Annotated in this window: 15 protein-coding genes; 8 read left to right on the top strand and 7 right to left on the bottom strand. The window is 64.4% G+C overall.

Annotation, left to right across the window (positions count from 1 at the left end):
- Positions 1-105: 105 nt before the first annotated feature.
- Entirely contained in the window at positions 106-2,052 is a 1,947-nt protein-coding gene (locus tag V9K84_RS23625) for a BCCT family transporter (protein WP_229589013.1), read from the bottom strand.
- Positions 2,053-2,532: 480 nt separating this feature from the next.
- On the opposite strand from V9K84_RS23625, the gene betI reads away from it, so the two are divergent.
- The 6 genes from betI (at position 2,533) to V9K84_RS23595 (ending at position 13,304) form a co-directional block, all read left to right on the top strand.
- Entirely contained in the window at positions 2,533-3,198 is a 666-nt protein-coding gene (gene betI / locus V9K84_RS23620; RefSeq protein WP_043860369.1) for a transcriptional regulator BetI, read from the top strand.
- A 29-nt stretch (positions 3,199-3,227) separates the two neighbouring features.
- Positions 3,228-4,700, top strand: coding sequence for a betaine-aldehyde dehydrogenase (gene betB / locus V9K84_RS23615; RefSeq protein ID WP_043860370.1), 1,473 nt, complete (start codon positions 3,228-3,230; stop codon positions 4,698-4,700).
- A gap of 81 nt (positions 4,701-4,781) precedes the next feature.
- Positions 4,782-6,479 carry a choline dehydrogenase gene (gene betA, locus V9K84_RS23610; RefSeq protein ID WP_043860371.1) on the top strand — a complete coding sequence of 566 codons (1,698 nt, stop codon included), beginning with the start codon at positions 4,782-4,784 and terminating at the stop codon, positions 6,477-6,479.
- Positions 6,480-6,735: 256 nt separating this feature from the next.
- Entirely contained in the window at positions 6,736-8,478 is a 1,743-nt protein-coding gene (locus tag V9K84_RS23605; protein WP_043860372.1) for a potassium/proton antiporter, read from the top strand.
- Positions 8,479-8,514: 36 nt separating this feature from the next.
- Positions 8,515-11,847, top strand: coding sequence for a mechanosensitive channel MscK (gene mscK / locus V9K84_RS23600; protein ID WP_043860373.1), 3,333 nt, complete (start codon positions 8,515-8,517; stop codon positions 11,845-11,847).
- Positions 11,844-13,304: a YdiU family protein gene (locus V9K84_RS23595; protein ID WP_088514659.1), complete on the top strand. Its 1,461-nt coding sequence runs from the start codon at positions 11,844-11,846 to the stop codon at positions 13,302-13,304. Before mscK ends, V9K84_RS23595 begins: the two co-directional genes overlap by 4 nt.
- 87 nt (positions 13,305-13,391) lie before the next feature.
- On the opposite strand, the gene V9K84_RS23590 is transcribed toward V9K84_RS23595, so the two are convergent.
- Positions 13,392-13,871: a DUF4265 domain-containing protein gene (locus tag V9K84_RS23590; RefSeq protein ID WP_088514658.1), complete on the bottom strand. Its 480-nt coding sequence runs from the start codon at positions 13,869-13,871 to the stop codon at positions 13,392-13,394.
- Between the two features lie 155 nt (positions 13,872-14,026).
- On the opposite strand from V9K84_RS23590, the gene trxC reads away from it, so the two are divergent.
- Positions 14,027-14,461 (top strand): thioredoxin TrxC, encoded by a 435-nt coding sequence (gene trxC / locus V9K84_RS23585; RefSeq protein ID WP_054915555.1) that lies wholly within the window; start codon positions 14,027-14,029, stop codon positions 14,459-14,461.
- On the opposite strand, the gene V9K84_RS23580 is transcribed toward trxC, so the two are convergent.
- Both V9K84_RS23580 and V9K84_RS23575 read right to left on the bottom strand, forming a co-directional pair.
- Positions 14,458-15,228 carry a ParA family protein gene (locus V9K84_RS23580; protein ID WP_043859929.1) on the bottom strand — a complete coding sequence of 257 codons (771 nt, stop codon included), beginning with the start codon at positions 15,226-15,228 and terminating at the stop codon, positions 14,458-14,460. The two genes, trxC and V9K84_RS23580, sit on opposite strands and share 4 nt — an antisense overlap.
- Before the next feature lie 66 nt (positions 15,229-15,294).
- Positions 15,295-16,194, bottom strand: coding sequence for a LysR family transcriptional regulator (locus V9K84_RS23575; RefSeq protein ID WP_054915554.1), 900 nt, complete (start codon positions 16,192-16,194; stop codon positions 15,295-15,297).
- Positions 16,195-16,409: 215 nt separating this feature from the next.
- Between V9K84_RS23575 and V9K84_RS23570 the strand changes: the two genes are divergently transcribed.
- Entirely contained in the window at positions 16,410-17,579 is a 1,170-nt protein-coding gene (locus V9K84_RS23570; RefSeq protein WP_168186837.1) for an MFS transporter, read from the top strand.
- Between the two features lie 57 nt (positions 17,580-17,636).
- Here the strand turns inward: V9K84_RS23570 and V9K84_RS23565 are convergent, their stop codons facing one another.
- The 3 genes from V9K84_RS23565 to hemE all read right to left on the bottom strand — a co-directional run bounded on the left by V9K84_RS23565 (position 17,637) and on the right by hemE (position 19,784).
- A complete protein-coding gene (locus tag V9K84_RS23565) occupies positions 17,637-17,984 on the bottom strand; it encodes a NirD/YgiW/YdeI family stress tolerance protein (RefSeq protein WP_043859932.1) in 348 nt (115 codons plus the stop codon).
- A gap of 87 nt (positions 17,985-18,071) precedes the next feature.
- A complete protein-coding gene (locus V9K84_RS23560; RefSeq protein WP_088514656.1) occupies positions 18,072-18,572 on the bottom strand; it encodes a type II secretion system F family protein in 501 nt (166 codons plus the stop codon).
- Positions 18,573-18,719: 147 nt separating this feature from the next.
- Positions 18,720-19,784, bottom strand: coding sequence for a uroporphyrinogen decarboxylase (gene hemE, locus V9K84_RS23555; RefSeq protein WP_043859934.1), 1,065 nt, complete (start codon positions 19,782-19,784; stop codon positions 18,720-18,722).
- Positions 19,785-19,855: the final 71 nt, after the last annotated feature.

Here is a 19,855-nt window from a genome sequence, read left to right as displayed (position 1 = left end):
TAATTTATTTATCGTTCGTCAGCGCTGTAGAACGCCAACGCATCGCCAGCAAAAAAAAGGCCCTGCCGTTACCGGCAGGGCCCTTCTTCATTCAGCTATCTGCCATCAGCTGTACACACGCCCCAGCAACTGGCGATGACTCTCGAACTGATCCAGCACGTCGCGGGTGATCTGCTCGACGGTAAAGCCCATCAGGTCGTACTCCTGGCTGCCGTTGTGCAGGTACACCTCGGCCCGGTAGTAACGCTGGCGCACGTCGCCTTCACCCTGCGCCGGCGCTTCGCTCGGCGCCGCCAGGTAGCCGTCCAGGCTCACTTCGTAGACGAACGGGTTGCCCTCCTCCATCTCGATGCGCAAGCCCATCGCCTCGCGCGACTGGCCGACGCGGCTCTGCACCTGCAGGCCCATGCCCTGCAACTGCACCGCCGCCTCTTTCAGCGCCGGGCTCACCTGCTTGTCCATGAAGCGCTGCACCATCGCCTGGGTCGGCTGCAGGTCCAGCTGGGTGAGGCGCTCGCTGAAGCCGCGACGGCCACGCGCCGCCAGTTCGGCCTGCTCCTGCTCGACCTGGGTGTCCTGTTTCATGGCCTTGAACAGGCCGAACATGAACACCACCAGCACCACCGAGAACGGCAGCCCGGCCAGTACCACCATGGTCTGCATGGCCTGGAAGTTGCCCACCAGCAACAGCCCGATGGTCACCAGGGTGATGATCGCCGACCACAGGATACGCAGCCAGTGCGGGGCATCCTCGTCCACGTCGCCGCCCTTGCACGACAGGTTGGCCATCATCACCGCGCCCGAGTCAGCCGGGGTGAGGAACAGCACGAAGCCGACGAACACCGCCACACCAACCACGATCTTGGCCGCCGGGAAGTGCTCCAGCAGCTGGTAGATCGACATCGCCGGTTGTTCCACCGCCGTGCGCCCAAGCTCCACCGCACCGTGGTTGATCACCAGGTCCAGCGCGGTGTTGCCGAAGATCGACAGCCACGCCAGGGTAAAGCCCAACGGAATCAGCAGCACGCCGGCCACCAGCTCGCGCACGGTGCGGCCACGGGAGATACGCGCGATGAACATGCCCACGAATGGGGCCCAGGAAATCCACCAGGCCCAGTAGAACAGGGTCCACAGGCCCAGCCAGCCTTCGGACCTGGCGTTGTTGCCTTCGTACACGTAGAGGTCGAAGGTCTTGAGGATCACGCCGTTGAGGTAGTCGCCGATGTTCTGCACGAACCCGTTGAGCAGGTGCAGGGTGTCACCGAACAGCAGCACGAACAGCAGCAGGCCGCTGAACAGCAGGATGTTCAGGTTGGACAGGCGGCGAATGCCGTTCTCCACGCCCGACACCGCCGCGATCGTGGCCACGGTGCTCATCACCAGGATCACCATCAGCAGGTTGGTGTTGCTGTGCTGCATGCCGAACAGGTACTCCAGGCCCGAGGACACCTGCATCGCACCGATGCCCAGGTTGGTCACCAGGCCCAGCAGGGTCACGAACATGCCGAAGATGTCCACGGTGTGCCCGGCAGCCCCCTTGACCCAGCGCTCACCCACCAGCGGGTACAGCGCCGAACGCAAGGCCAGTGGCTGGTTGTGGCGGTAGGCGAAGTAGGCCACGGCCAGGCCCACCAGCGCATAGATCGCCCAGCCGTGCAGGCCCCAGTGCAGGAAGGTCAGCTGCATGCCCTGGCGTGCGGCCTCCAGGCTGGCCGGCGCACCGGCAGGCGGGTTGAAGTAGTGGTCCAGCGGTTCGGACGCGCCAAAGTACAGCAGCGAGATACCGATACCGGAGGAGAACAGCATGCCGGCCCAGGCACCGTAGCTGAAGTCGGGCTTGTCGTCCTTGCCGCCAAGCTTGAGCTTGCCGTAGGAGGAAAACGCCAGCCCGATGACGAACAGCAGGTAGCCGCCGATCACCAGCATGTAGTACCAGCCGAAGCTGCGCGACAGCCAGGCTTGGGCCTGGCCGAGAATTTGACCGGCCGTGTCCGGGGCGGCGATCAGCAAGGCAGTCAACAACAGGATCAGCAGCGCCGTGGTGTAGAACACCACGCTGTTGACCCGGACCCTCTCGGCAGGGGTCTTTATCAGGGAGGCAGAACTCATTGCACAGATGCTCCAGGCAGTGCGAGAGAAAACACGAAACGACCCGTCACCCGCGCAATTGGTGCAATAGCCCCACTGCGTCAGGTGTTATAAAAGCACCTTGAAAAACCGTGATCCCAAACCGATTGCGTTGAAAAAAACAGAAAAAGGGTCCCGATCCGAGGGCCCGCCGAACGGTGCGACACCGCTGGGCAATTCTGATCAACGTTTCGTTTAAACCCGTGCACGCCTTGCATTACGGGGGTTACACGTCTTTTTAGGGTGCCAATCGGCGTCAGTGACGGGCCACAAAAACCTGTCAATGGCGCGAATTGTCGCAGAGCTTATTCTTTGTTGATTGAACGTTCAATCAAAACAAAATAGACTGGTCTTCGCCGAGTCAGCCGCCTGTCGTCTGCCCGAAGGCCTGAGGAGATTTGCCAGATGCCCAAGGTCGGTATGCAACCCATTCGCCGCCAGCAGTTGATCGAAGCCACGTTGATGGCGGTAGACCAGGTCGGCATGGGGGACGCCAGCATTGCGCTGATCGCCCGTTTGGCCGGTGTGTCGAACGGCATCATCAGTCACTACTTCCAGGACAAGAACGGCCTGATCGCAGCGACCATGCGGTACTTGATGAACGTGCTGATCGACAACGTCGCGGCACGTCGCCAGGCGCTCACGGAGGACACCCCGCGCGCCCACCTGAAGGTGATCGTCGAGGGCAACTTCGACGCCAGTCAGGTCAACGGCCCGGCAATGAAAACCTGGTTGGCCTTCTGGGCCGCCAGCATGCACCAGCCGTCTTTGCACCGGTTGCAGCGGATCAACGATCACCGCTTGTATTCCAACCTGTGCTGCCAGTTCCGCCGTGTGTTGCCGCTGCCCGAAGCCCGCAGCGCGGCCCGCGGGCTGGCTGCCCTGATCGACGGGCTGTGGCTGCGCGGCGCGCTGTCGGGAGATGCCTTCGATACCGACCAGGCGCAGCAGATCGCTTACGAATACATGGATTCACAACTGGCTAAACAGAGCAGCCCGGCTCTACAGGACCCGGCCTCTGAACCACTGCGCGTCGCGAGTGCCAAACAAGCAGGAGCACAGCGCGGATAGCCGACACACACTGCACTTGCGAGGACACTATGGCCCGTTTCGAAACGCAAAAACTCTACATTGACGGTGGTTATGTCGACGCTTCCAGCGGCGCCACCTTCGACGCCATCAACCCGGCCAACGGCGAAGTCCTCGCCCAGGTGCAACGTGCCAACCAGGCCGACGTGGAGCGCGCAGTGGAAAGCGCCGAGCGCGGCCAGAAAGTCTGGGCGGCCATGACCGCCATGCAGCGTTCGCGCATCCTGCGCCGCGCCGTCGACATCCTGCGCGAGCGCAACGACGAGCTGGCTGCACTGGAAACCCTGGACACCGGCAAGTCCTACTCCGAAACCCGCTACGTCGACATCGTCACCGGTGCCGACGTGCTCGAATACTACGCAGGCCTGGTGCCGGCCATCGAAGGCGAGCAGATCCCGCTGCGCGACAGCTCGTTCGTGTACACCCGTCGCGAGCCGCTGGGCGTGACCGTGGGTATCGGCGCCTGGAACTACCCGATCCAGATCGCCCTGTGGAAATCCGCCCCGGCCCTGGCCGCCGGCAACGCGATGATCTTCAAGCCCTCGGAAGTCACCTCGCTGACCACCCTGAAACTGGCCGAGATCTACACCGAGGCCGGCCTGCCGGACGGCGTGTTCAACGTACTGACCGGCAGCGGCCGCGACGTCGGCACCTACCTCACCGAACACCCGCGCATCGAGAAGGTCTCGTTCACCGGCGGCACCGCCACCGGCAAGAAGGTCATGGCCAGCGCCTCGAGCTCCTCGCTCAAGGAAGTCACCATGGAGCTGGGCGGCAAGTCGCCGCTGATCATCTGTGAAGACGCCGACCTGGACCGCGCCGCCGACATCGCGATGATGGCCAACTTCTACAGCTCGGGCCAGGTGTGCACCAACGGCACCCGCGTGTTCATCCCGGCCTCGCTCAAAGCCGCCTTCGAAGCCAAGATCGCCGAGCGCGTGGCGCGCATCCGCATCGGCAACCCGCAGGACGAGAACACCAACTTCGGCCCGCTGGTCAGCTTCGCCCACATGGAAAGCGTGCTGGGCTACATCGCCAAGGGCAAGCAAGAAGGTGCCCGCGTACTGTGTGGCGGCGAGCGCCTGACCGACGGCGAGTTCGCCAAGGGCGCCTTCGTGGCCCCGACCGTCTTCACCGACTGCCGTGACGACATGACCATCGTCAAGGAAGAGATCTTCGGCCCGGTGATGAGCATCCTCTCCTACGAGACCGAAGAAGAAGTCATCCGTCGCGCCAACGACACCGACTACGGCCTGGCCGCCGGTGTCTGCACCAACGACATCAGCCGCGCGCACCGCATCATCCATCAGCTGGAAGCGGGCATCTGCTGGATCAACGCCTGGGGCGAATCGCCGGCCGAGATGCCGGTCGGTGGCTACAAGCAATCCGGTGTCGGCCGTGAAAACGGTGTCAGCTCGCTGGCCCAGTACACGCGGATCAAGTCGGTACAGGTCGAGCTGGGCAACTACGCCTCGGTGTTCTAAGCACCCGTGTAGCCGCGCCCGGGCCGCCAGGTCCGGGCGCCTCCCCCGCTCCCCTGCTCACTGCCTATGAGGGTACGCAACATGTCCCACGTTTTTGACTACATCATCGTCGGGGCCGGCTCGGCCGGTAACACCCTGGCGACCCGCCTGACCGAAGACGAAGGCGTCACCGTATTGCTGCTGGAAGCCGGCGGCCCGGACTACCGCTTCGACTTCCGCACCCAGATGCCGGCCGCACTGGCCTTCCCGTTGCAGGGCCGACGCTACAACTGGGCCTACGAGACCGACCCGGAGCCGCACATGGACGGCCGCCGCATGGAATGTGGCCGCGGCAAGGGCCTGGGCGGCTCCTCGCTGATCAACGGCATGTGCTACATCCGCGGCAACGCCATGGACTACGACGGCTGGGCCAAGCTGCCAGGCCTGGAAGACTGGTCTTACCTGGACTGCCTGCCGTATTTCCGCAAGGCCGAAACCCGTGACATCGGCCCCAACGACTACCATGGCGGCGAAGGCCCGGTGAGCGTCACCACGCCAAAAGCCGGCAACAACCCACTGTTCCACGCCATGGTCGAAGCCGGCGTGCAGGCCGGTTACCCGCGCACCGAAGACCTGAACGGCTACCAGCAGGAAGGCTTCGGCCCGATGGACCGCACCGTGACGCCCAAGGGCCGTCGCGCCAGCACCGCCCGCGGCTACCTGGACACCGCCAAAAAACGCTCGACCCTGACCATCGTCACCCATGCCCTGAGCGACCGCGTGCTGTTCGAAGGCAAGCGCGCCGTGGGCGTGACCTACCTGGTGGGCGCCAGCGAAGAGCGCGTCGAAGCCCGTGCCCGCAAGGAAGTCATCGTGTGCAGCGGCGCCATCGCCTCGCCACAGTTGCTGCAGCGCTCCGGCGTGGGCCCGGCGGCCCTGCTCGAAAGCCTGAACATTCCGGTGGTGCACGACCTGCCGGGCGTGGGCGAGAACCTGCAGGATCACCTCGAACTGTACCTGCAGTACGCCTGCACCCAGCCGGTGTCGCTGTACCCGTCGCTGCTCTGGTACAACCAGCCGGCCATCGGTGCACAGTGGCTGTTCGCGGGCACCGGCATCGGCGCCAGCAACCAGTTCGAGGCCGGCGGCTTCATCCGCTCGCGCCCGGAATTCGAATGGCCGAACATCCAGTACCACTTCCTGCCGGTGGCGATCAATTACAACGGCAGCAACGGCGTGCAGGAACACGGCTTCCAGGCGCACATGGGCTCGATGCGCTCGCCTAGCCGCGGGCGTATCCAGCTCAAGTCCAAGGACCCGCGCCAGCACCCGAGCATCCTGTTCAACTACATGGCCACCGAGCAGGACTGGCAGGAGTTCCGTGACGGTATCCGCCTGACCCGCGAGATCATGGCGCAGCCGGCGCTGGACGCCTACCGTGGCCGCGAGATCAGCCCCGGTGCCGACGTGCAGACCGACGAGCAGCTGGACACATTCATCCGCGAGCACGCCGAGACCGCGTTCCACCCATCGTGCTCGTGCAAGATGGGCATCGACGAGATGGCGGTGGTCGACGGCCAGGGCCGCGTGCATGGCATGCAGGGCCTGCGCGTGGTGGATGCCTCGATCATGCCGATCATCACCACCGGCAACCTGAACGCGCCGACGATCATGATGGCCGAGAAGATCGCCGACAAGATCCGTGGCCGCCAGCCATTGCCGCGCAGCACGGCCAAGTACTATGTGGCCAATGGTGCACCGGTGAAGGGCAAGCCGATGCGTGAGGTGCCGCAGGCTTAAGACCCTGCTGCCCCTTCACCGGCAAGGCCGGCTCCTACAGGCACCGCATACCCTGTAGGAGCCGGCCTTGCCGGCGAAGACGCCTGCATCAACAGCACGAATCAAGCACCCCTGCGGTGCTTTTTTTGTGCCTGCGATAATCGCTTTACAGCCCGCCAACCTCACAGGTTAGAATCCTTGGCACGCGACCTGCTAGCTGAAGTCAGGCAAAAAGCAAGTCGCGCCTCTTTCTGCAATCCCCCCTGGAGTACTGCCTTTGGATGCGTCCACCATCAATAGCCTGTTCTTGATCGGCGCATTGCTGGTAGGTGCAAGTATCCTGGTCAGTTCACTCTCCTCGCGCCTGGGCATCCCGATCCTGGTGATCATCCTGGCAGTGGGCATGGTTGCCGGCGTCGACGGCGGCGGCATCATCTTCAACAACTACCCGACCGCCTACCTGGTGGGCAACCTGGCACTGGCCGTGATCCTGCTCGACGGCGGCCTGCGCACCCGCGTCTCGAGTTTCCGCGTGGCCCTGTGGCCGGCGCTGTCGCTGGCCACGGTGGGGGTGATGATCACCACCGGCCTCACCGGCCTGGCCGCCGCCTGGCTGTTCGACCTGAGCCTGATGCAGGGCCTGCTGATCGGCGCCATCGTCGGCTCCACCGACGCCGCCGCGGTGTTCTCGCTGCTGGGCGGCAAGGGCCTCAACGAGCGGGTGACGGCCACCCTGGAAATCGAGTCGGGCAGCAACGACCCGATGGCGGTGTTCCTCACCGTGACCCTGATCGAGATGATCGCCAGCGGCCAGAACGGCCTGCACTGGGGCCTGCTCGGCCACCTGGTGCGCGAATTCGGCATCGGCAGCCTGCTGGGCCTGGGCGGCGGCTGGCTGATGCTGCAGCTGGTCAACCGCATGAACCTGGCCGGCGGCCTGTACCCGATCCTGGTGATCAGCGGCGGCCTGGTGGTGTTCGCGCTCACCAACGCCCTGCACGGCAGCGGCTTCCTGGCCGTATACCTGTGCGGCCTGGTGCTGGGCAACCGGCCGATCCGCAGCCGCCACGGCATCCTGCACATGCTCGACGGCATGGCCTGGCTGGCCCAGATCGGCATGTTCCTGGTGCTGGGCCTGCTGGTCACGCCCCACGACCTGCTACCCATCGCGCTGCCGGCCCTGGGCCTGGCGCTGTGGATGATCCTGTTCGCGCGGCCGCTGTCGGTGATGATCGGCCTGCTGCCATTCAAGGCCTTCCATGGCCGCGAAAAGGTGTTCATCTCGTGGGTCGGCCTGCGCGGCGCGGTGCCGATCATCCTTGCGGTGTTCCCGCTGATGGCCGGGCTGCCGCATGCCCAGCTGTACTTCAACCTGGCCTTCTTCATCGTGCTGGTGTCGCTGCTGGTGCAGGGCACCAGCCTGCCGTGGGTGGCGCGCCTGCTCAAGGTGACCGTGCCGCCCGACCCGGCGCCGATCTCGCGCTCGGCCCTGGAAGTGCACATCACCAGCGAGTGGGAGCTGTTCGTGTATCGCCTGGGTGCGGAGAAGTGGTGCATCGGTGCCGCCCTGCGCGAGCTGAAAATGCCCGAAGGCACGCGTATCGCTGCCCTGTTTCGCGGTCAGCAACTGCTCCATCCGTCGGGAAGTACCACCCTCGAAGTCGGCGACCTGCTGTGCGTGATCGGCCACGAACACAATCTGCCGGCGCTGGGCAAGCTGTTCAGCCAGGCGCCGCAACGCGGCCTGGACCTGCGTTTCTTCGGCGACTTCGTGCTCGAAGGTGACGCAGAACTGGGGGCTGTAGCGGCGTTGTACGGTTTGCAGCTCGACGGCCAGGACCCGCACCAGCCGCTGGCGCACTTCATCGAGCAGAAGGTCGGCGGCGCACCGGTGGTGGGCGACCAGATCGAATGGAACAACACCCTGTGGACCGTTGCGCTGATGGAAGGGAACAAGATCCTCAAAGTGGGTATCAAATTCCCCGAAGGTTCTCGACCCGGCCCCGGGTTGTTCCTTTAAACTTCGATTCTCTGCCCGGTTCTACGACGTCTGCCTATGTCCCTGCGCACTGTTGTTAGCGCAGCCCTGCTCGGGCTGTGCCTGTCCCTCTCCTTCGCCCAGGCGGCGGAACCCCCCACCACGGCAAGCGTCCAGCACAGCCTGGACAAGATCGCCGAGCGCAAGCTGCCGGAGGCCGACCAGAAGGCCCTGCAGCAAGTGCTGGAGCAGACCCTTGGCCTGCTGGCCTCGCGCGACGACTACGACAAGCGCCTGGCCGCGCTCAAGCAGCAACTGGCCGACGCCCCGCGCCAGACCAGCGAAAACCAGCGCGAGCTGACCCGGCTCAAGGACACCAAGACCCTGCCCGTGGCGCAGCGCTACGCCAGCATGGGCGTGCCGCAACTGGAGCAGTTGCTGTCCGAGCGCACCACCCAGCAGGGCGAGCTGCAGAAGGCGCTGTCCGAAGCCAACAGCCTGATCATCAACTCCCAGACCCGCCCCGAGCGCGCCCAGGCCGAGATCAGCAGCAACCAGACCCGCACCCAGCAGATCAACAGCATCCTCAAGCTGGGCAAGGACAACGGCAAGAGCCTCTCGGCCGACCAGCGCAACCAGCTCAATGCCGAACTCGCCTCGCTCAACGCGCTGACCCTGCTGCGCCGCCAGGAACTGGCCGGCAACAGCCTGCTGCAAGACCTGGGCAACAGCCAGCACGACCTGCTGATCGAGCGCGCCACACGCCTTGAGCAGGAGATCCAGGACCTGCAGACGCTGATCAACCAGAAGCGCCTGGCGCAGTCGCAGCAGACCGTCACCGAACAGTCCATCGAGGCACAGAAGGCCGGCGGCAGCAGCGTGCTGGCCACCGAAAGCGCCACCAACCTGAAGCTGTCCGACTACCTGCTGCGCAGCACCGACCGCCTCAACGAGCTGACCCAGCAGAACCTGCAGACCAAGCAGCAGCTCGACAGCCTGACCCAGGCCGACCAGGCACTGGACGAACAGATCAGCGTGCTCAAGGGCAGCCTGTTGCTGTCCAAGATCCTCTACAAGCAGAAGCAGGCCCTGCCGCACCTGAAGGTCGATCGCGACCTGGCCGACCAGATTGCCGACATTCGCCTGTACCAGTTCGAGGTCAACCAGCAGCGCGAGCAGATCAGCAGCCCCAGCAGCTACGTCGACAAGCTGCTGGCCACCCAGCCGCCCGACAGCGTCACCCCGCAGTTGCGCAAGGCCCTGCTGGAGGTGGCGATCACCCGCAGCGATTTGCTGGAGCGGCTCAACCGCGAGCTGAGCGCCCTGCTCAACGAATCCATCACCCTGCAACTGAACCAGAAGCAGCTGCTGAGCACCGCACAGAACCTGCGCGGCACCCTCGACGAACAGATGTTCTGGATCCCCAGCAACAAGCCGCTGGACTTCGAATGGCTGCGCAGCGTGCCCGAACGCCTGCAAAAGCAGGTGGTGAGCCTGCCGTGGGGGTCGGGCATCAACGAACTGGCCGACGGCCTGACGCAGCGCCCGCTGCTGTTCCTGCCGCTGCTGTTGCTGATCGGCGCCCTGCTGTGGCGGCGCAAGTACCTGTATGCGCGGCTGAACAAGGTTCACCAGGATGTGGGCCACTTCAAGCGTGACAGCCAGTGGCACACGCCCCAGGCCATTCTGATCAATATCCTGCTGGCGATGCCGCTGAGCCTGGGCCTGGCGCTGTGCGGCTATGCGCTGCAGATCGACGCCCGCGGCCAGAACGCCAACCTGGGCGCCGCGCTGTGGCAGATCGCCCAGGCCTGGCTGGTGTTCTACACCGCCTACCGGATTCTGGCGCCCGGCGGCGTGGCCGAGCTGCACTTTCGCTGGGAGAAGGCCCAGGTCGAGTTCCTGCGCGGCTGGATCCGCCGCCTGGGCAGCGTGGTACTGGCGCTGGTCGGCGTGGTGGCGGTGGCCGAGCACCAGCCCTCGGCGCTGGCCGACGACGTACTCGGCATCGGTGTGGTACTGACCTGTTACGCACTGATGGCCTGGCTGCTCAGCCGCCTGCTGCTGAGCAGCCCCGCGCACCGCAATACCTCGCTGTTTCGCAAGGCCGTGGGCGTGGCGTTCACGGCGCTTCCGGTGGCGCTGTTCATTGCCGTGTGCTTTGGCTACTACTACACCGCACTCAAGCTCACCGACCGCCTGATCGACACCCTGTACCTGCTGATGTTCTGGCTGGTGATCGAGGCCGCCTTCGTGCGCGGCCTGGCCGTGGCCGCCCGGCGCCTGGCCTACCAGCGCGCACTGAGCAAGCGCCAGGCCACCAAGGAAGGGCTCGATGGCGAGGTGATCGTCGAGGAGCCGACCCTGGACATCGAGCAGGTCAACCAGCAGTCGCTGCGCCTGATCCGCCTGGCCCTGCTGGGCGGCTTCATCGCCGCGCTGTACTGGGTGTGGGCCGACCTGATCAGCGTGTTCGCCTACCTCGACAACATCACCCTGTACGAGTACACCAGCGGCACCGGCGCGGCCATGAGCATGGTGCCGATCAGCCTGGGCGACCTGCTCGGGGCACTGGTGATCATCGGCATCACCTTCGCCCTGGCCGGCAACCTGCCGGGGCTGCTCGAGGTGCTTGTGCTGTCACGCCTGAACCTGGCCCAGGGCAGCGCGTATGCGACCACCACGTTGCTGTCGTACGTGATTGCCGGGGTGGGCTTCGTCACCACGCTGTCGACCCTCGGCGTCAGCTGGGACAAGCTGCAATGGCTGGTGGCGGCGCTGTCGGTGGGCCTGGGCTTCGGCATGCAGGAGATCTTCGCCAACTTCATCTCCGGCATCATGATCCTGTTCGAGCGCCCGGTGCGCATCGGCGACACCATCACCATCGGCAACCTGTCGGGCACGGTGAGCAAGATCCGCATCCGCGCCACCACCATCACCGACTTCGACCGCAAGGACATCATCGTCCCCAACAAGACCTTCATCACCGGCCAGTTGATCAACTGGTCGCTGACCGACACCATCACCCGCGTCACCCTCAAGCTGGGCGTGGACTACGGCTCGGACCTGGACCTGGTACGCACGCTGCTGCTGCAGGCAGCCAACGAGAACCCGCGGGTGCTCAAGGAGCCGGCACCGATCGTGTACTTCCTGAACTTCGGCGAGAGTACCCTGGACCACGAACTGCGCATGCACGTGCGTGACCTGGGCGACCGCAACCCGGTACTCGACGAGATCAACCGCTACATCAACAAGGAATTCAAGCGCCAGCACATCAACATCTCGTTCCGCCAGATGGAGGTGTACCTGAAGAACATGCAGGGCCAGGAGTACAAGATGGTACCGGTCGAAGCGCCGAACAAGACCGTGCTGCCCGAGCCCCCCACCGATGCGCCAGGAGATGGCCGTTGAAATCCCTCGACGAACTGACCTTCGACAACCGCTTCGCCCGCCTGGGCGATGCGTTCTCCACCCACGTGCTGCCCGAGCCGATTGCCGAGCCGCGCCTGGTCGTGGCCAGCGACACGGCCATGGCACTGCTCGACCTGGACCCTACCGAGGCGCATTCCCCGGTGTTCGCCGAGCTGTTCAGCGGACACAAGCTGTGGGCCGAGGCCGAGCCGCGGGCGATGGTGTATTCGGGGCATCAGTTCGGTTCGTACAACCCGCGCCTGGGTGACGGTCGCGGGCTGTTGCTGGGCGAGGTGTACAACGCTGCCGGCGAGCACTGGGACCTGCACCTCAAGGGTGCCGGGCAGACGCCGTATTCACGCATGGGCGATGGCCGTGCGGTGCTGCGCTCGTCGATCCGCGAGTTCCTCGCCTCCGAGGCCCTGCACGCGCTGGGCATCCCCAGCAGCCGCGCGCTGTGCGTGATCGGCTCGAGCACGCCGGTGTGGCGCGAAACCCAGGAGCGCGCGGCGATGGTGCTGCGCCTGGCGCCCAGCCATGTGCGCTTTGGCCACTTCGAATACTTCTACTACACCCGCCAACCCGAGCAGCAGCGCGAGCTGGCCGAGCACGTGCTCAACCTGCACTTTGCCGAGTGCCGCGAGCAGCCCGAGCCGTACCTGGCGATGTTCCGTACCATCGTCGAACGCAATGCCGAGTTGATTGCGCGCTGGCAGGCCTATGGTTTCTGCCACGGGGTGATGAACACCGACAACATGTCGATTCTGGGCATCACCTTCGACTTCGGGCCGTTTGCCTTCCTCGACGACTTCGATGCCGGCTTCATCTGCAACCATTCCGACGACCAGGGGCGCTACAGCTTCAGCAACCAGGTGCCGATCGCACACTGGAACCTGAGCGCGCTGGCCCAGGCGCTGACGCCGTTCATCAGCGTCGAGGCGCTGAAGGAAACGCTGGGGCTGTTCCTGCCGTTGTACCAGGCCCATTACCTGGACCTGATGCGTCGACGCCTGGGGCTGACCGAGGCGCGCGATGACGATTCGGCGCTGGTCGAGCGCTTGCTGGGGCTGATGAACAAGGGCGCTGTGGACTACACGCTGTTCTTCCGCAAGCTGGGTGATCAGCCGGCGGCGCAGGCCGTGCGGGTGGTGCGCGACGATTTCGTCGACCTGGCCGGGTTCGATGCCTGGGCGGTGGAGTACCTGGCGCGCCTGGACCAGGAGCCGGGCAATGCCGAAGGCCGGCGCGCGCGGATGCACGCGGTGAACCCGCTGTACATTCTGCGCAACTACCTGGCGCAGCGTGCCATCGAGGCGGCTGAAGGCGGGGATTACGAGGAAGTGCGACGCCTGCACCAAGTGCTGACACGGCCGTTCGAGGAACAGCCGGGGATGCAGGCCTATGCCGAACGCCCACCCGAGTGGGGCAAGCATCTGGAGATCAGTTGTTCATCCTGATGGGCCGGGGTTGACCGATTCGCCAGCAAGGCTGGCTCCTACAGGTTAGCGCCGTCCGTAGGAGCCAGCCTTGCTGGCGAAAAGACATCAGACCCACCAGTTCAGCAACGTCTCATCCTCGTCGTCATCGAGGTTCTGGTAGATGTTGGCGTAATACCACTGCACCCCCGTCGCCTCCCGAAACCGGTCGAATACCGGGCGAATCGCCTCGAACCCATTGCTCGCCGGCACTGCCAGCGTCAGGTTGCCTTTGTAGCGACCGTCCAGCGTGCCGCCCAGCAACGTCTGCACCTCGCTTTCCAGCGTGTCGACGGCATTCTGGGGCAGCTCGTTGGCGTAGATATGAATGCAAAAATTGCCACCCCTGCGCACTACCTCGACATGCTGATCGGGGATGGCCGTGCAGATGATGTCGCCGCGCGCCATGTTCAGCGCCAGCCCCGGCGACGACAGCAGTTCATAGGTATGTTCGCCCACTTCGCGCACCGGCACGCTTTCGAACACCGGCTCGCCGTTCTTCTTTCTGTCGACGAATACGCGAATGTGCGGTGAATGCTGGCAATCCATCGGTCTGTCCCTGGCCTGTTCAGAAAGGCCGCATGCTAAACCATTACAGCCTCTTCGCCAGCATCGCTGGCTTATCTGGCAGGCTATGGCATCTTGCAATCCACCCTCATCACCTCCAGATACCCAACATCACCTGACGCATCCGGACTCCCACCATGACCGACCCCCTCCACATCCCCTGCCCCCACTGCAACGGCCTCAACCGCATCCCCGCCGCACGCCTGAGGGACGCACCCAAGTGCGGGCGCTGCAAGGGTGAGGTGCTATTGCATAAACCATTCGAATTGAAACAGGGCGACTACGCCAGCCAGATCAAGGGCGACCTGCCATTGCTGATCGATGTGTGGGCCGACTGGTGCGGGCCCTGCAAGGCGTTCGGCCCGGTCTTCGAACAGGCCGCCGGCCAACTGGCCGGACGCTGCCGCCTGGCCAAGCTCGACAGCGAAGCCAATCAGCAACTGGCCGGGCAACTGGGCATACGCTCCATTCCCAGCCTGATCCTGTTCAAGAATGGCCGCGAAGTGGCGCGCCAGAGCGGCGCCTTCCCACTCCAGCAACTGCTGGAATGGCTGCGCAGCCAGGGGGTCTAGGCGTTTTCCAGCAGCGTATGCAGTTCGACGAACTGCTGGGTCAGCTTGTGCCGCGGTTCCAGGTGAATCAGCGGCAGGCTGGCCTGGTGGGACTCACGCATCTTCACCGAGCTGTTGAGGTACACCGGCAGCACCGGCAAGCCTTCGGCAATCAGTTCGTCGAGCATCTGCTGCGGCAGGCTGGCGCGCGCCTGGAACTGGTTGACCACGATGCCCTCGACTTCCAGGCCCTCGTTGTGGTCTTCCTTGAGCTCTTCGATCTCGGCCAGCAGGCCGTACAGCGCCTGACGCGAGAAGCTGTCGCAGTCGAAGGGGATCAATACGCGATCAGCGGCGATCAACGCTGAAACCGCATAGAAGTTCAGCGCAGGCGGGGTGTCCAGGTAGATGCGGTCGTAATCGTCGGAGAGCTCGTCCAGCAGCTTTCGCAGTTTGTTGATCTTGTGCTTGGCCTCGAGCTTGGGCTGCAGGTCGGCCAGCTCTGCCGTGGCGGTCACCACATGCAGGTTGTCGAACGGGGTTTCATAGATGTCGACCTTGTTCTTCTTGGCGAACGGCCCCGAGGACAGGGTCTGCTTGAAGAAGTCGGCAATGCCCATGGGAATGTCCTCGCCGGTCAGGCCGGTGAGGTACTGGGTCGAGTTGGCCTGGGCGTCCAGGTCGATCAACAGGGTTCGATAGCCTTCGTTGGCACTGACGGCCGCCAGGTTGCAGGCAATGCTCGACTTGCCCACGCCACCTTTCTGATTGAACACCACGCGCCGCATGAACAGACCTCCATGTGAAAGGAACTACCGAGTATGTGAGGGTTGCGCCGGTTTAGCCAGTGCCTTTCAGCCCTGCGTCTGGGCCTGGCGGATCAACAGTTCGGTGAACGCCCGGGCCATCGCCGACACGTCCTCGCGTCGCTGCGCCAGCCATACCGCTGTCACCGCGTCGGCGTCGAGCAAGGTGCGGTACACCACCCCGTCGATGCGCATGCGCTTGAACGACGCCGGCAGCACCGACACCCCAAGCCCCGCCGATACCAGGCCGATGATGGTCATGGCCTCGCCTGCCTCCTGGGCAAAGTGCGGGCTGAAGCCGGCCGAGCGCGCCAGGCTGAGCAACTGCGCGTGCAGGCCGCTGCCGTAGCTGCGCGGGAAGAACACGAACGGCTCCTGGGCCAGGGCCGCCAGCGGCAGGCCCTGCTCGTTGCCCTGGGCCAGCGGGTGCGCGGCATTGAGCACCGCCACCAGCGGCTCGCGGAACAGTTCGGTGATCACCACGCCATCGGGCACGCTCATCGGGCGCATCAGGCCGACCTCGATGGACTCGTCGAGCAAGGCATCCACCACGTCGCGGCTGCTCATTTCCTTGAGGTTCAGGTGCACCGCCGGGAAGCGCTGGCGAAACGCATTGATGGCCTTGGGGATGCTGGAGTTGAACGGCGCCGAGGAGGTGAAGCCGATCTTCATCTCACCCAGCTCGCCGAGCTGGGCACGCCGCGCCACGTCGGCGGCCTTGTCGACCTGCGCCAGCACCTGGCGCGCCTCGTCGAGAAACAGCCGGCCGGCTTCGCTGAGCGCCACCCGTCGGTTGGTACGCTCGAACAGGCGTGCACCCAGCTCCTGCTCCAGGGCCTGGATCTGCTGGCTCAGCGGCGGTTGAGAGATGCCCAGTTGTTGTGCGGCACGGCCAAAATGCAGCTCTTCGGCCACGGCGATGAAGTAGCGAAGGTGGCGCAGTTCCATGGCAACTCCAATAGGTCGTAAAACCTCTTAAACAGGTCGAACAATATATTGGAAAAGATCAATAGCCAGCTATATGCTTTTTTCACTGCCTGCGAGGCCGTGCCCCTTTCGAGGTCCCCGTGAAAACTGCTGTTGCCCATGAGCTGCCCCCTACCCCGGCGAGCACCGCCGCCTCCCTGAACGAAAGCTGGATCGAGAAAGGCACCCCTGCGTTCATGCGCACGGTGCTGGCGTTGTTCTGTGGCGGCTTTGCCACCTTCGCCCTGCTGTACTGCGTGCAGCCGATGATGCCGCTGCTGTCCCACGAGTTCTCCATCAATGCCGCCCAGAGCAGCCTGGTGCTGTCGGTGTCGACCGGCCTGCTGGCGTTCGGGCTGCTGGTAACCGGGCCGATTTCCGACCGCGTCGGGCGCAAGCCGGTGATGGTGTTCGCCCTGTTCTGCGCCGCGCTGTGCACCATCGCCAGCGCATTGATGCCCAGCTGGCACGGCGTGCTGGCCATGCGTGCCCTGGTGGGCCTGTCGCTGAGCGGGCTGGCGGCGGTGGCCATGACCTACCTGAGCGAAGAGATTCATCCGCAGCACATCGGCCTGGCCATGGGGCTGTACATCGGCGGCAACGCCATCGGCGGCATGAGCGGGCGCCTGATCACCGGGGTACTGATCGACTTCGTCAGCTGGCACACCGCGATGCTGGTGATCGGCGGCCTGGCACTGGTCGCGGCGGCAGTGTTCTGGAGGATCCTGCCCGAGTCGCGCAACTTCAGTGCACGCTCGATGAACCCGCGCAGCCTGCTGAACGGCTTCACCCAGCACTTTCGCGACGCCGGGCTGCCGTGGCTGTTTCTGGAAGCGTTCCTGCTGATGGGCGCCTTCGTCACGCTGTTCAACTACATCGGCTACCGGCTGCTCGCCGAGCCGTACCACATGAGTCAGGCGCTGGTGGGGCTGCTGTCGGTGGTGTACCTGGCAGGCATCTACAGCTCGGCGCAGATCGGCGCACTGTCGGACAAGCTGGGGCGGCGCAAGGTGTTCTGGATGAGCATCCTGCTGATGTTCGGTGGGTTGCTGCTGACGCTGTTCTCGCCCCTGGTGCTGGTGATCGTCGGCATGCTGGTGTTCACCTTCGGCTTCTTTGGCGCGCATTCGGTGGCCAGCAGCTGGATCGGCCGGCGTGCGCTCACGGCCAAGGGGCAGGCCTCTTCGCTGTATCTGTTCAGCTATTACGCGGGGTCGAGCGTGGCGGGCACGGCAGGCGGGGTGTTCTGGCATTACGGTGGGTGGAACGGCATCGGGCTGTTCATCGGCAGCCTTCTGGTGATCGCACTGCTGGTGGCGTTGCACCTGAGCAAGCTGCCGGCGCTGCCGGGGAATGTGAAGGGCTGATACCCCTCGCCGGCAAGGCCGGCTCCTACCAGGAGCCGGCCTTGCCGGCGAAGCTGTTCAGTTGATGATTTCGACCAGGTCGACATCGATCTCGCGGGACATCAGGTTCTTCTCGACCTCACCGGTCAGCTTGACCTTGGTCTTGTCGTTGAAGGCCACCGCCGGCAAGTCTTCGTTGTCGATCTCGACGGTGATGGTGCCGCTGGCATCCTTGAATTCGTACTTGTCGTCGTTGTTGAGCTTCTTGACCACAAAGCCCTGCAGTACCACCGGGGTATCGTCGGCGGCGTCGTTGGCTGCCGCGACCGTGGTGACCGGCTGGGCGCCAGGGCCGGTGTAGCCGGCGGCCATCGCGCCAGTGGTGAACAGCGGGGCAAGCAGCAGAGCCAGGTAACGAGTTTTCATGGTGGGCATTCCGTTTCAAGTGGGGATGCGCTCAGGTTAATCCCCACGCCTGAACTGAAGCTTAATGCGCGATGGTGGGAAACCCGATCAGGCCAGCAACGCGGTGAGGCTCAGAATCGGCATAAGGATGGCCAGCCCGATGAACAGCATCACACCGCCCGTCATCGCCAGCATCAATGGCTCAAACAAGCCCAGGGCTCGTTCAACCCTTACGCCCGGCAGCAAACCGTGCCACCTCAGGCGACGCCGCAGTGCATGCAACGCGAGCCGTGCGAACACGCCGGCGGCGAACAGCACACCGGCAAACGGCAGCGCAAAGCGCTGCCCGCTCTCGTTCAGCGCCATCGAAACGCGGATCGTGGCCGGCAACGCTTGCTGGTGATGGGCGAATATCTGCACGACATCAGGGATCACGACACCCAGCAGGAACGCGAAGATGGCCAGCACGGCGCACATCAGTATCGCCGGATACAGCAACGCCAGGCGGATGCCCTGACGCGTCAGTTGCTGGTTGTCACCGTGCTCGGCAAGCCGTTGGCAGGTTGCCGCCAGCAGGGGATGCTGTACTGCGCGGGTATCCTTGGGCACGGGTTCCTTCCTTGAATGGCACGGCTGTGCATCGAGGTCGGAATGGTAAGGGAGGGGGCTTGGACGGGCAGTAGGACGGATCGGCGGGGGAGCGTGAAAAGTCAGTGGCGGGGCCGCGATACGCGGCACCCGCCAGGCAGTTGCCCGTTACTGGTGGTACTGCGCAGACAGTTCGTGCACGGCGTGGATGAAGGCACCGGCATGTTCCGGATCGACTTCCGGGGTGATGCCATGGCCCAGGTTGAACACGTGGCCGGTCCCGTGGCCATAGCTGGCCAGGATACGCCCGACTTCGGCGCGGATGGCCTCGGGCTTGGCGTAGAGCACGGTCGGGTCCATGTTGCCCTGCAGGGCCACCTTGCTGCCCACGCGCTGGCGCGCCTCACCGATGTCGCAGGTCCAGTCCAGGCCCAGGGCGTCGGCGCCGGCATCAGCAATGCTTTCCAGCCACAGGCCGCCGTTCTTGGTGAACAGGATCACCGGCACCTTGCGCCCTTCGTGCTCGCGGATCAGGCCGCTGACGATCTTGCGCATGTAGGCCAGGGAGAACTCCTGGTACGCCGCCGCCGACAGGTTGCCACCCCAGGTGTCGAAGATCTGCACGGCCTGTGCGCCGGCCAGGATCTGCCCGTTGAGGTAGCTGACCACCGACTGCGCGAGCTTGTCGAGCAGCAGGTGCATGGCCTGCGGGTTGTCGTAGAGCATGGCCTTGGTCTTGCGAAAGTCCTTGGACGAGCCGCCTTCGACCATGTAGGTGGCCAGGGTCCACGGGCTGCCGGAGAAGCCGATCAGCGGCACACGGCCGTTGAGCTCGCGGCGGATGGTGCTGACCGCATCCATCACGTAGCCCAGGTCCTTTTGCGGGTCGGGGATCGGCAGCGCCTCGATGTCGGCCAGGGTGCTGATGACTTTCTTGAAGCGCGGGCCTTCGCCGGTTTCGAAATACAGGCCCTGGCCCATGGCATCAGGGATGGTCAGGATGTCCGAGAACAGGATCGCGGCGTCCAGCGGGTAGCGGTCCAGCGGCTGCATCGTGACCTCGCAGGCGAACTGCGGGTTCATGCACAGGCTCATGAAGTCACCGGCCTTGGCGCGGCTGGCGCGGTACTCCGGCAGGTAGCGGCCGGCCTGGCGCATCATCCACACCGGGGTGACGTCTACGGGTTGCTTGAGCAGGGCGCGCAGAAAACGATCGTTCTTCAAGGCAGTCATGTCGGCATCCGGAAAAAAAGTGGGGGCATTTTCTCAGACACCAACGTAAAAGGCACGGTATGAACCGTGCC

The organism is Pseudomonas sp. AE27 (assembly GCF_037113495.1).
GTDB classification, from domain to species: domain Bacteria; phylum Pseudomonadota; class Gammaproteobacteria; order Pseudomonadales; family Pseudomonadaceae; genus Aquipseudomonas; species Aquipseudomonas palmensis.
The sequence above is the reverse complement of the archived record's forward strand: the minus strand, read 5'-3'. Positions and strand labels throughout refer to the sequence as shown.